We start from the raw sequence: 13,292 nt of genomic DNA on the forward strand, positions 1-13,292 counted from the left end.
AGATAAAATGAAACTTAAAAACCCTTTGGATATGCATTTACATTTACGCGATGAAAGTATGCTTGCGCTTGTAGCTCCTTTTAGTGCAAAAGACTTTAAGGCAGGGGTTATCATGCCAAATTTAATCACCCCACTTACTGAAATAGATGTATTAAAAGCTTATAAAGAACGCATTTTAAAAGCATGTAAAAATGAAGATTTTACGCCTTTGATGACTTTGTTTTTCAAAGACTATGATGAGCAATTTTTAGAAAAAGCTAAAGACGAGCTTTTTGCTATCAAACTTTATCCTGCAGGTATCACTACCAACTCAGATAATGGAATTTCAAGTTTTGATATAGAAAAGTTAAAACCTACATTAATTACTATGAGCGAATTAAACATACCCTTACTTGTGCATGGAGAAACCAATGATTTTGTCATGGATAGAGAAGCAAATTTTGCTAAAATATATGAAAAATTAGCTAAAAACTTTCCAAAATTAAAAATTGTAATGGAGCATATTACCACTAAGGTTTTGTGTGATTTATTAAAAGATTATGAAAATTTATACGCAACTATCACTTTGCATCATTTAATGATAACGCTTGATGATGTAGTGGGTGGTAAAATGGATCCACATTTATTTTGCAAGCCTATTGCAAAACGCTATGAAGATAAAGACGCTTTATGTGAGCTTGCTTTTAGTGGCTATGAAAAGGCTATGTTTGGAAGCGATAGCGCGCCTCATCCATTGCACACTAAAGAATGTTGTGGTTGTGCGGCTGGAGTTTTTAGCGCACCGGTGATTTTACCTGTATTAGTTGAACTTTTTGAAAAACATTCAAATGAAACAAATTTACAACAATTTATTTCAGATAATGCTTGCAAAATCCATAATCTTAAATTTGAAAATGACAAAATTATCACTTTAGAAAAACAAGAATGGCAAGTAGCGCAAAAATACGGCGATGTAGTGCCATTTATGGCAGGGAAAACTTTAAATTTCAAAGTCGCAAATTAAAGGAAATTAATGCTAAAAACTTATTTAGAAAACATAAAAGATATTTCTATATAATGATAAAGAACATACCCATAGAACAGCTTTGCAAAATTTATTGCAAGCTATAAAAGATAATCAAGACAAGCAAAATAAAATCTCTATCAAACAAGAACCAAATAACGACAAAGAAGGTAGAGGTGCTCCGGATTTTTTGATTACAAAAGATTTTTTAACACTAGGTTACATAGAAAACAAAAGAGTAAATGCAAATCTTGATAACATCATAACAAGTGATCAAATTTTAAAATACACAAAATTAAGCCCAAATATCATTCTCACAGATTATTTAAGATTTATATTATTAAGTTTAAATGATAAAAATGAAATTATCATTTGTAAAGAAGTAAAAATTTGCTCTCTTGATGAGATTAAAAGCATTGTTAAAAATCAATCTTTGCTAGATACTAAAACACAAGAGTTAAACGAACTTTTTAGCATATTTTTTTCTAAAATCCCAAATCCCATAAATTCAGCTTTAGATTTTGCAAACCATCTAAGCCTAAGAACAAGAATTTTAAAAGATGAGCTTTTATTATCAAGCAAAAATGAAACTTTATTAAGTTTATTTAACACTTTCAAAGAAACACTTTATAAAGAATTATCCTATGAAGAATTTCGCGATTCTTTTGCGCAAACTTTAACTTATAGCTTATTCTTAGCAAAATTAAATAACGATACCGCAAAAGAAATAGATCTAAACAATGCTAAAAAATTCATACCAAAATCATTTCCATTGATCCGTTCTATGAGTGGATTTTTAGATGATAGTTTTGAAAATTTAGAAAATATAAAATGGCTTTTAGAAGAAATCATAAACATTATAAATCACATAGACATTACAAGCATTATTAAAGAATTAAACAAAACAGGCGAGAAAGACTTATTTAATCGTCCTACTATTTTATCTACTCACAAAGATCCTTATTTGCACTTTTATGAAACATTTTTAGCAAGCTATGATCCAAAGCTTAGAGAAGTAAGGGGAGTGTATTATACTCCTGCGCCTGTAGTAATTTTCATCATAAATGCCATAGATGAAGCTTTAAAACAAGATTTCAATCACAAAAAAGGCTTAAGCGAAGCTTTAGATAAAAATATAACCTTACTTGATTTTGCCACAGGCACTGGCACCTTTTTACTTGAAGCTTTTAGAAAAGCTTTAGAACCTATAAGCAAAAATAGCGTTAATTACAATCCAAAAGTTTTGATAGACAAATTTTGTGGTTTTGAATTTTTAATAGCCCCTTACACCATAGCACATTTAAAAATTTCTCAAAGTTTTAAAGAAGAATTTAACTCTCCATTAAACGATGATGAAAGTCTTAAAATAGCACTAACAAATACTTTATATTCTAAAAGCATATCCAAAGAACAAAATGATCAAAACACGCTTTTTACTCTCATTGATCTAACAAAAGAATTCAAAAAAGCACAAAAAATAAAAGAAGAACAAATTCTAATCATCACAGGCAATCCGCCTTATAGTGGAGCAAGTAGCAACAAAGGCTTATACGAAGATGAGATCAAAATAAGCTATGGTTTAGAACCAAGCAAAGCAAATCTTAATAATGAACAAAAAAAGTGGATAAGCTCGTATTTTAAAGAAAAATCCAAACAAAACACAAGTACTTTTAAAGCCATATATGAAAAACACAAACTAGAAAATGAAAAAAATTCAAAAGTAATGCTTGATGACTATGTAAAATTCATACGCTTTGCCCAAAGTAAAATCGACTCTCAAGAAAGCGGAATTTTTGCTTTTATTTCAAATAATAGCTTTTTAGATAATCCTACCTTTAGAGGTATGAGATATTCTTTAATGCAAAGCTTTGATAAAATTTATATACTTAATTTACACGGCGATACTAGAAAAAAAGAAAAAGCTCCTGATGGAAGCAAAGATGATAATGTCTTTGATATCATGCAAGGTGTGAGCATAAATATCTTTATAAAACAAAATTCAAAAGCTAAAAATACAAACATTTATTATCATGATTTATACGGCAAAAGAAAGGATAAATACGAATTTTTATATGAAAATGACTTAAATTCTATAAAATGGACTTTGGTAAAAAACAACGAGCCTTTTTATCTTTTCTTACCACAAAATAATGATTTATTAGAAGAATACAACAAGGGCATAAGCGTAAAAGATATTTTTATGCTTTCAAGCGTAGGAATTGCAAGCTCTAAGGATGCTATATTAATCTCAACGAATAATAAAAAATTAGAACAACAAGTTTATAATTTTTATAATGAATTTGATAAAAAATACATCAAAGAAATAGCATATAAACCTTTTGATACGCAAAAAATTTATTATGATATAAAAAAAGTGGAAAGACCAAGAATTGACATAATGGAACATTTTTTGGGGTATGAAAACATAGGTTTGATTTATGATAGAGGCACTAATCTAAAAGAAATTTCAAATTTATTTATAAGCTCAAAAGTTATAGATAAACATTTAGTCGGAGCAAATAGCTATGTTTCTCCACTTTATCTTTATCCTACAACTAGAAGTAAAAAATTCCTAGAAAAAGAAAATCCAAATTTTAACGAAGAAAATTTCACCTCAAAAATAGAAAATTTCAAAGAAAGCTTTAGAACTTTCATAGATGAGCTTTATAAAGAAAAATTCTCACCAGAAGACATACTAGGCTATATTTATGCGGTGCTTTTTCATAAAATTTATAGAGAAAAATATCTTGATTTTTTAAAAATTGATTTTCCAAAAATTCCTTTTACAAAAGATAAAAATACTTTTAAAAATTTAAGCAAACTAGGCTTAAAACTTGTAAATTTACATTTATTAAAAAATGATGAGTTAGATTTTAATGTAGGTGAAGCCTTGTTTAAAGACATTAAAAATAAAAATTTCAAAATACAAAAAATCAAATACAACAAAGACGTAAAAGAACTTTTCATAAACGAAAGTTTGTATTTTAATAAAGTAAGTCCTGAAATTTATGAGTTTAAAATAGGCGGCTATGCTGTGCTAGATAAATACCTAAAAAGCCACAAAGAAGAAGACATAGATCATAAGCATTTTACCTTGATCATACAAACCTTAGATGAAACTTTAAAAATTCAAGATGAAATTTCAAAAATCAATCTTAGCTAGTATAACTAGCTAATGATTAAAAGTTTTATCTTAGCTTCTATAATCTCTTCTACTTCATCTTTTACAAAGCTTTCTAACTCTTGTTTGTTTGTATTAATACCATTCATACTTAAATGCCACAAAGCATTTTCTATCGCACTTTGTTTGTCTCTTTTTACCACTCTAGTTTCGTTAAAAATTTCATACTCATAAGGGATATTTTGTGTATTTAAAAAACCTTGCAAATCACTTTCATAAAAACCTTTAAAATGAGTGTTAAAATGCTCAAATATAGGATCTAAAAAGCTACTTTTACGCCTACTTGCCCAGCCTAAATACACTTTTTTAGAAGCTAAGTTTAAAAAAGCTTTATAGTCTTTTTCATTTTGTAAAGCAGGAGACATACTTAAAAATGCAAGATCAAATTTAACATTAGGATTGTTTTGCATCCAAGTTTCAAAGCTCAAATTTTCGCATTTTATATTGTTAAGATTTAGTTTTTTAGCATCTTCTTGTAAAATTTCAAGCATAGTATTTGCACTATCTAGGGCTAAAATTTCTTTAGCTTCTTTAGCTAAGTGTAAAGTCCAAACCCCAGTTCCACATCCTATATCTATAATGCTTTTATTTTGAAAAGAAATATTTAAATTTTGTAAATATTCAAAAGTTTGCTTTTGTATGGTGTTTAAAGTGTTTTGATATCTTGCGTAAGTTTTGGCCTTTTTATCCCATAAATTCATATATTTTCCTTGATAAAATATATAAAATCATAGCATAAATTTTTAAAATTCAAGCCCAAAGAAAGGGCTTGAATGATTAATTAAAACCTTTTCTTCTTAACATCTTCTAAGATATTATTAGCTATATCACTTACTGTACTAGAAATAATAGCTGATTCATTAGCAATTTCAACATTATCTTTAGTAGTTTGATCAATTTGAGCTACGCTATCATTGATTTGAGTGATACCTGCAGTTTGTTCTTTAATACTTTCTGCCATATCATTGATAGATTGAACAAGTAAATTAGTATTAGCTTCAATTTCTGATAAAGACTTTTGAGTTCTTTCAGCTAACTTTCTAACTTCATCAGCTACCACTGCAAAGCCTCTACCATGTTCTCCAGCACGAGCTGCTTCAATAGCTGCATTTAAAGCTAAAAGATTGATTTGATCTGCAATATCACCTATAATACCTGTAACATTTTTAATCTCTTCAGATTGAGTGATAACATCACTAGTTTTAACTGAAACATTTTGCATAGAAGAAGTGATCTCTTCTAAAGCTGCTGCAGTTTCTTCTAAAGATTGAGCTTGAGAATTTGAAGAAGTGGTTAAGCTTTGAACAGCAGTTTGTAATTTTCCACTTTCATTAGCTAAAGCATTAGCAAAGTCTGAGCTTTGTTTTAGCATTTTAATGATTTCTTGTCCTAGTGCATTAGTAGTTACCTCTACAGCTCCATTGGCATCTTTTACTTCAGTAGTAAAGTCAAGAGATTTATAGCTATTAAATACTCTTTGAATTTCATTCATATCAGAACCTACTCTAGCTTGTAAAGCATCAAGAAGTCTATTTAGAACATTTTTAAGTTCAATAAGTTGTGGGTTTCTTGGATTAGCAGTAATTCTTGCTGTTAAATTACCACCTTCTACAACTGATACGGTTTGAACTGATTCTTTAACGGCTTGATTGTCTTGTTCTAAGCCTCTTTTAGTAGCAAGAATGTTTTCGTTGATAGCATTTGAGATTTGTCCAAATTCATCATTGCTTTTTACTTCTATAGTAGAAACATTTTTTGTTTTATAGTTGATAAAATCAAAGAATGAAGTTAAACCTGTTTGGATAGCTGCAAGTGGGGAGAGGCTTCTGCTGATTAAAAATCTAATCAAGATTAAAGCTATGATTATAGCTATAATACCGACTATAGCTTGTTTCATTAAAATGGAATTAACAGCGGAAGTATAGTTACTATCTAAAGTTACAGCACAAATACGATATAATCCATTGGAACTTGTATCGCACATTGTTTCATATTTGATACCTTTATCATCAAATACAGGAAAAAGAATATCTCTCTTATTTGGATCTATATATTCAGGGTTTTCTTTTATGGCGTTAGCAATATTAACGCTTAAAGTGTTTTTTGTTAAAATTCTATCAAGCACTTCGTGAAAAATAATTCTTCCTTCAGAGTCATAAACAGCAGCATAAGTAGTTGATGAGTGTCCTAAAGATAATACATCTTTGGAAAATTTATCTAGATTGTAATCGCCTCCAACGAAAGCTATAAGTTGATTATTTTTATAAATAGGGAAAACATAAGTTATACCAATCTCTTGATCTATAGGGGATTTATATGGTTGAGTTATTGTGATGCCTTTGTTATTTTTTGCTTCTTGATACCAAATTTGTTTTGTAATGTCAAAATTTGATTTTTTATCTAAAATTGTTCCATTTGACAAAAGCATTTTGTTGTTTTTATCAAACGCAATAAAAACAATATCAAAATCAAACGCCTTCTTAAAAGAATCTAGAAGCAGTGAAATATTTTCATCTTCTAATTTTTTAGCACTTTCATATGCTAGAACCTCTATAGCTTTTTGCTTGCTTTTGGAATAGTTTTCAAAAGTTACTTTAACATCATCCATAGTTTTTAATTGATTTTCTTTTAGCAATTCATATGTGTGATTTTTGGCATCAAAGTAACTAACGGTACTTGTGATTGCTAAAATTAATACAACTAAAATTCCAACCCACAGCGTAAGTTTGACTGAAACTCCAACGGATTTGCCTGAATTTATTGATTGCATTATAACTCCTATATTTATATTTTGGAAATAAAATTATTATTATAGCAGAAATATAGAGAAAGAAATGCATAAAAATGAACTTTTTTACATAAATATTCTTAAAAATTTTAGTATTTTTTATACTTTTTGCCATTTATTAACTTTTTACATATATATAATTATAAAACACTATAATTATATATTAAGAATTAATAAATGCAATTTACATTTGAACAAATTTTTATCGCAATGCTATTGACTCTTTTTGCAGGTTTTTCTACGGCTATAGGTTCTATAATAGCCTTTTTTCTAGAAAAGATGATTTAAGGGTGCTTTCTTTAGGGCTTGGTTTTTCAGCTGGAGTAATGATATACATTTCTTTTATGGAAATTTTACCCACTGCTCTTAAAGATTTTAAAAATTATTATAATTCACATTGGGCCGAACTTTTAGGATTGGCTTGTTTTTTTGGTGGAATTTTAATATCTTTATTGATTGATAAATTAATCCCCGAAGATGTCAATCCTCACGAGCCTAAAGAGGATTTAAGCGAGTTAAAAATTTGTCCCTTGCCTCAAAAAGGACAAAATCCTCCGAAATTTCATCCTGGAGAAAAGTTGCATCAGATCAATACTAAAGCTTTAAAACGTACAGGGATTTTTACAGCTTTGGCTATTGCTATACATAATTTCCCAGAAGGTTTGGCTGTGAGTTTGCCAATTTACCATGCTACAGGAGATAAGAAAAAAGCTTTTATTTATTCAGCTCTTTCGGGTTTTGCAGAGCCTTTGGGTGCTTTTGTTGGAGCTTTGATTTTATTGCCTTTTATAGGCGATCTTACTTTAGCTATAAGTTTTGCTGTGATTGCAGGAATTATGGTTTTTATATCTCTTGATGAGCTTTTGCCCGCTGCAAAAACTTATGATAAGGCTCATGATAGTTTATATGGACTTATCGCAGGAATGGCAATAATGGCTTTAAGTTTAAATTTACTTGAATATTGAAAATTATTTTTTGTTTTTAAGTGTTTATTTATAAAATATATAAAATCATAGCATAAATTTTTAAAATTCAAGCCCAAAGAAAGGGCTTGAATGATTAATTAAAACCTTTTCTTCTTAACATCTTCTAAGATATTATTAGCTATATCACTTACTGTACTAGAAATAATAGCTGATTCATTAGCAATTTCAACATTATCTTTAGTAGTTTGATCAATTTGAGCTACGCTATCATTGATTTGAGTGATACCTGCAGTTTGTTCTTTAATACTTTCTGCCATATCATTGATAGATTGAACAAGTAAATTAGTATTAGCTTCAATTTCTGATAAAGACTTTTGAGTTCTTTCAGCTAACTTTCTAACTTCATCAGCTACCACTGCAAAGCCTCTACCATGTTCTCCAGCACGAGCTGCTTCAATAGCTGCATTTAAAGCTAAAAGATTGATTTGATCTGCAATATCACCTATAATACCTGTAACATTTTTAATCTCTTCAGATTGAGTGATAACATCACTAGTTTTAACTGAAACATTTTGCATAGAAGAAGTGATCTCTTCTAAAGCTGCTGCAGTTTCTTCTAAAGATTGAGCTTGAGAATTTGAAGAAGTGGTTAAGCTTTGAACAGCAGTTTGTAATTTTCCACTTTCATTAGCTAAAGCATTAGCAAAGTCTGAGCTTTGTTTTAGCATTTTAATGATTTCTTGTCCTAGTGCATTAGTAGTTACCTCTACAGCTCCATTGGCATCTTTTACTTCAGTAGTAAAGTCAAGAGATTTATAGCTATTAAATACTCTTTGAATTTCATTCATATCAGAACCTACTCTAGCTTGTAAAGCATCAAGAAGTCTATTTAGAACATTTTTAAGTTCAATAAGTTGTGGGTTTCTTGGATTAGCAGTAATTCTTGCTGTTAAATTACCACCTTCTACAACTGATACGGTTTGAACTGATTCTTTAACGGCTTGATTGTCTTGTTCTAAGCCTCTTTTAGTAGCAAGAATGTTTTCGTTGATAGCATTTGAGATTTGTCCAAATTCATCATTGCTTTTTACTTCTATAGTAGAAACATTTTTTGTTTTATAGTTGATAAAATCAAAGAATGAAGTTAAACCTGTTTGGATAGCTGCAAGTGGGGAGAGGTATTTTGATACGATGAAATAAAGGAGGATGACGCTAAGAATGCTTGCAAAAACAACAATCACAGTTTGTATAAATGCAATTTTATAAACTGGAGCTTCTATTTGTTCTATTGGCTCTCCAACGCAAGCAGTATAAATTCCAGAAACCTTTGTGCATACAGCAAATCTTTCATTACCATCTTTTGGTCTAGTATACTCAAAAGGTTCAAGATCCTCTTTAGTTTTAGCAAGATTTGCAATAGTACTAATATCATAACCTTGTTGCAAAAGAGTTTTGTCTGTAGAAACAAATACTTTATTTTCTTCATCAAATACAAAAGTTCTACCTGGTAAATTTTCAAATTCAGCTTGCAAATCTGCCGCAAGAATATCTACAGCCAAAACCCCTATAAATTTACCATCTTTATAAAGCGGAATAGAATATGTAAAGCAAGGTAAATTTGTAGTTACATCAATATAAGATGGGGTAATATAAAGTTTATTTGTTTTAACTGCTTCTATATAATACTCTCTTGTTCTAGCATCATAATTATCAGCTTTTCCATAAGTTCCAAAATCTAAATTTTTAGCATCAGAGTCTGGATCGCTTACAACAAGTTCGCCATTTGGTTGAGCAATATAAACTGCTAAGAATCTTCCAGCATCTCTAAAATTCTTTAAATCTTTTCCAACATAATGCATTAAAGCATCTTGACTATCTAACTGTTCTATAGGATGCTTTAAAATACTTTTAGCTAAACTTTCAAGAGCTAAAGAATTTCTTGCCTTAAAAGACTCTATAGAATTTTTAGCCGTTTTAACATAATTTATTTCAGCATTCACAACTTCATGAAAAATTGCTTGCTTTACAAATATAAATGTTACAACACCTAAAATTATCAAACACACTACTGCGATTAAATTTGCAATCAGTGAAACCTTCAATTTTACACTTTTCATAATTTAAGCGCTCCTTTCTAATATTATTTTATAGAGATATCTACATAAAGTTTTAGAATTATAAATTAAAAAATCTAGATTTTTACTTAAATATAAAAGTAATAAAAAATTTTATTTAAATAAAGCTCGTTAGCATATCAAAAAAAAATAAAATTAATATAAAATTATTTTTTATAGATGTTTTAAAACTATTTAACAATATCAAATACATTTTAAGGTGTGATAAAATTCAGGATTATTAAAAGTTGGAGGAAAAGGAACGCTAGCTCTAAATTCTTTATAGGTATTACCCGGGAGTGTGTCTATGATTTCTATAGTATAAGAAACACTTGTATTTTGCATTTTAGCGTTACGGATATTTTTATCATTGAAAATTTCACCTCCTACTTGTTGTTGGTTTAATATGCTAAGTATCAAATAGCATTTTTTGATTTCAAATTTAGTAAGATTTTGAACTTTTCCATTTACTATAACGCTTTCATGTCTTAGATCTCTTGTATAGGTTAGTTTGCTAAGATCGGCTTGAGTGGTGAATTGATTGATTGTCAGAAAAATAGAATATATCAAAAGTGCGGTAAAAATAGTAGCTATGGTATAAGAAATCAAAGCCATTTCTTTTTGTTTGACTTTTAGAAAGATTAAAATACAAATCAAGGCAAAGCAAATAAGTAAAATGATAAAAACTATAATATGAAAAATTGTAAAATGCATTAAAAACACTCCGAAACTAAGCGTATGGTATAGTTATTTTCATAGTTAAAATTTTCAAAAGCAATTCTTTGAAATTGGGTTGCGTTTTTCTTTAGATCTTTAATTTCTCTACTTTTTTGTCTAAAAGGGATAAATTTCTTTTTATATTCTTCTATGATATTATCATTAGGTATTTTATCTGCAAAAATTTTAGCTGTAATTTTACATTCTTTAAAATTATTTTTTGAATTATTTGTAATGTTAAAATCAACAATTAAATCATTTGAGCTTTGTATCATTTTTTGATCTGTAATAGCGATTTTTCGAGTTCTTACTTCATTGTCTATTAGTTTATACCCATAGATATAAACTAAAAAACAAATAATAATATCAAATGCAATAATAAAAAGTGCTGCTATAGGTCTATGGCGTAAAAATACGCAAAGAAGTAAAACACAAGTGAAGAGAAAAAAAACTAATAAAATCAGCATATAATCTACTAAATATAAATGAGTAGTGTAAAAAAGCACAATTTCTCTTAGTTTCTCCACTTGCGTATCCTTTTAGTTTATGTTGGCAGAACTTTGCTTTTTAGCATCTTTGGTATCAACCCAAATGTTTGGCACTGCTCCACCTGGAGTTAAGAAAATTTTAGCATCTTGATTGACTTTTAAGGCTTCATTAAATTCTTTTTGAGTTTCAATTTGTTTTAAATTTAGCAAAGGGGTGTTTAAGCTGTTTGCGATTTCTTTATTAGAATAAGCTTGTGCATCTGCTTCTATCTTAACAGCCATAGCTTTACCTTTGGCGCTGATTATGGTTGCATTTGCTTCCCCTTCAGCTAAAGCAGCTTTTTTTAAGGCTTCTTGATTAGCTCTTTCTACTTCATATTTAGTTCTTTCAGCCTCTTGTTTTGCAATTTGTACGCGTTCGATTTGTTCTTTTACTTTTGAAGGTAAAATAATTTCTCTAAGTTGTACAGCGCGAAGTTCTACAGGTTCGTTTGGTTGGGCTTCTATGGTTTTTCTTATACCTTCTTCTATTTGAGCGGCTATTGTATTACGATTAGTAGGAAGTTCTTCGGCTGTATATTTTCCTACAACACTTCGCACTACATCACGAACAACTGGATCGATAATTTTATTTTCCCAATTTAAGCTCCAAGTAGCTATAGTTTGAGGAACTTGCAGAGGATTTAAGCGGTATTGTACTGTAACATCAATAGATACAGGCAATCCACGAGAGTCAAGCACAGAAATACTATTTTTATTAATAACACCTGAACCTGAAGATAAATTTTCATTACTTCCCTCTATAGAAGCATAGTTGATTTGTCTTACTCTAGTATCGATTATGGTTATTTTTTGTACAAAAGGTAAGAAAAAGTGAAGTCCTGGTTCTAATGGATTTGGGTCATATTTACCTGTTGTTGATTTAATTCCCATTTCCCCAGAATTTATCACCATAAAAGGTTTTGCAACGATTAAAAATAAGATAATAATAATCACCCCATAAATAAATGGAGAGAATTTTCCAAAACCTTTAAAATTAAATTCTGGTGCTTTGAAATTGAAATTTTGACGGTTGTTGTTTTCGTTATTGTTAGAATTTCTATTTTTTTTATTGAAATAATCATTTAAATCAGCTGGCATTTATTTCCTTTTTTAAATATAAGTTAGCATAGATGCGTATTTTTCATTGCGTCCATAAACTACATCAAAATAAGCATCTTGAAGTTTTTTAGTTACAGATCCTCTTAAACCATTTCCTATTATTCTTGCATCAATGTTGTTAATAGGTGTGATTTCAGCGGCTGTTCCGGTAAAAAATGCTTCATCAGCAGTATAAACTTCATCTCTTGAAATTCTTTGGCGAAGCACGGTGATACCAAGATCGTGAGCGATTTTAAGCACTGTATCTTGAGTAATGCTTTTTAAAGAAAAATCATTTGGAGGTGTGATTAAAACCCCATCTTTTACAATAAAGAAACATTCTCCTGTTCCTTCTGCGATAAAACCTTCTTCATCAAGCATTAAAGCTTCTTCATAGCCTGCTTCAATAGCTTCAAATTTTGCAATTTGAGAGTTAAGGTAATTCGCGCTTGCTTTAGCTTTTCCCATGCATGATTTAACACTATTTCTTGCAAAAGACGAAATTTTTACTTTTATGCCTTTTTCTAAACCTTCTTCTCCAAGGTAAGCACCCCATTCCCAAGCCGCAATTCCAACTCTTACAGGAGCTTTTATATGATAAAGTCCCATAACTCCATCGCCTAAGAAAATCAAAGGGCGGATATAGACATTGCTTTTAAAATTGTTTGCTTTTAAGAGTTCAATTTGTGCATTTTCAAGCTCTTTTTGAGAAAAAGGACAATTTAAAAGAGTAATTTTTGCAGACTCTAAAAGTCTTTTGGTGTGATCTTCAAGTCTGAAAATTGCTAAGCCTTTATCTGTTTTATAGGCTCTAGTTCCTTCAAAAACAGCATTGCCATAATGCAAAGAATGGGTTAAAAAGTGCAAAGTTGCATCTTTAAAATCAACTAATTTTCCATCCATCCAAATTTTATCTGCTGAGATCATTTTTTTAC

General features: G+C 29.5%; 8 protein-coding genes and 2 pseudogenes. 3 read left to right on the forward strand and 7 right to left on the reverse strand.

What is annotated here, in order from left to right; genetic code table 11:
• Positions 1-7: 7 nt before the first annotated feature.
• A complete protein-coding gene (gene pyrC / locus FBF21_RS01495) occupies positions 8-1,003 on the forward strand; it encodes a dihydroorotase (RefSeq protein WP_002870140.1) in 996 nt (331 codons plus the stop codon).
• A gap of 9 nt (positions 1,004-1,012) precedes the next feature.
• A pseudogene (locus FBF21_RS01500) lies at positions 1,013-4,166 on the forward strand (type ISP restriction/modification enzyme).
• 5 nt (positions 4,167-4,171) lie between these two features.
• On the opposite strand, the gene FBF21_RS01505 reads toward FBF21_RS01500, so the two are convergent.
• Positions 4,172-4,885, reverse strand: coding sequence for a class I SAM-dependent methyltransferase (locus FBF21_RS01505; protein WP_002870138.1), 714 nt, complete (start codon positions 4,883-4,885; stop codon positions 4,172-4,174).
• An 80-nt stretch (positions 4,886-4,965) separates the two neighbouring features.
• Entirely contained in the window at positions 4,966-6,954 is a 1,989-nt protein-coding gene (locus FBF21_RS01510; RefSeq protein ID WP_042635812.1) for a methyl-accepting chemotaxis protein, read from the reverse strand.
• A gap of 195 nt (positions 6,955-7,149) precedes the next feature.
• Between FBF21_RS01510 and FBF21_RS01515 the strand changes: the two are divergent.
• Positions 7,150-7,937 (forward strand): annotated as a pseudogene (locus tag FBF21_RS01515) (zinc transporter ZupT).
• Between the two features lie 98 nt (positions 7,938-8,035).
• On the opposite strand, the gene FBF21_RS01520 reads toward FBF21_RS01515, so the two are convergent.
• From FBF21_RS01520 to ilvE, 5 genes are all read right to left on the reverse strand, one after another.
• Positions 8,036-10,015 (reverse strand): methyl-accepting chemotaxis protein, encoded by a 1,980-nt coding sequence (locus FBF21_RS01520; RefSeq protein ID WP_052791709.1) that lies wholly within the window; start codon positions 10,013-10,015, stop codon positions 8,036-8,038.
• Between the two features lie 201 nt (positions 10,016-10,216).
• On the reverse strand, positions 10,217-10,726 hold the full coding sequence (locus tag FBF21_RS01525) for a DUF2393 family protein (protein ID WP_002867731.1): 510 nt from the start codon (positions 10,724-10,726) through the stop codon (positions 10,217-10,219).
• Complete coding sequence (locus FBF21_RS01530; RefSeq protein WP_002867732.1) at positions 10,726-11,256, reverse strand: DUF2393 domain-containing protein; 531 nt, start codon at positions 11,254-11,256, stop codon at positions 10,726-10,728. The genes FBF21_RS01525 and FBF21_RS01530 overlap by 1 nt, the downstream gene beginning before the upstream one ends.
• Before the next feature lie 12 nt (positions 11,257-11,268).
• A complete protein-coding gene (locus FBF21_RS01535; protein WP_002886093.1) occupies positions 11,269-12,357 on the reverse strand; it encodes a prohibitin family protein in 1,089 nt (362 codons plus the stop codon).
• 12 nt (positions 12,358-12,369) lie between these two features.
• The gene (ilvE, locus tag FBF21_RS01540) at positions 12,370-13,284 is read right to left on the reverse strand and encodes a branched-chain-amino-acid transaminase (protein ID WP_002851928.1); all 915 of its coding nucleotides are present in this window, start codon (positions 13,282-13,284) and stop codon (positions 12,370-12,372) included.
• Between the last annotated feature and the right edge of the window lie 8 nt (positions 13,285-13,292).

This window comes from Campylobacter sp. CFSAN093238, from assembly GCF_012898015.1.
Lineage (GTDB): Bacteria > Campylobacterota > Campylobacteria > Campylobacterales > Campylobacteraceae > Campylobacter_D > Campylobacter_D jejuni.

Excerpts from the sequence above, each read along its gene's own strand:
- FBF21_RS01535 (WP_002886093.1), bottom strand. The coding sequence starts at position 12,357 with ATGCCAGCTGATTTAAATGATTATTTCAATAAAAAAAATAGAAATTCT.
- FBF21_RS01520 (WP_052791709.1), bottom strand. The coding sequence starts at position 10,015 with ATGAAAAGTGTAAAATTGAAGGTTTCACTGATTGCAAATTTAATCGCA.
- FBF21_RS01505 (WP_002870138.1), bottom strand. The coding sequence starts at position 4,885 with ATGAATTTATGGGATAAAAAGGCCAAAACTTACGCAAGATATCAAAAC.
- pyrC (WP_002870140.1), top strand. The coding sequence starts at position 8 with ATGAAACTTAAAAACCCTTTGGATATGCATTTACATTTACGCGATGAA.
- FBF21_RS01510 (WP_042635812.1), bottom strand. The coding sequence starts at position 6,954 with ATGCAATCAATAAATTCAGGCAAATCCGTTGGAGTTTCAGTCAAACTT.
- FBF21_RS01525 (WP_002867731.1), bottom strand. The coding sequence starts at position 10,726 with ATGCATTTTACAATTTTTCATATTATAGTTTTTATCATTTTACTTATT.
- ilvE (WP_002851928.1), bottom strand. The coding sequence starts at position 13,284 with ATGATCTCAGCAGATAAAATTTGGATGGATGGAAAATTAGTTGATTTT.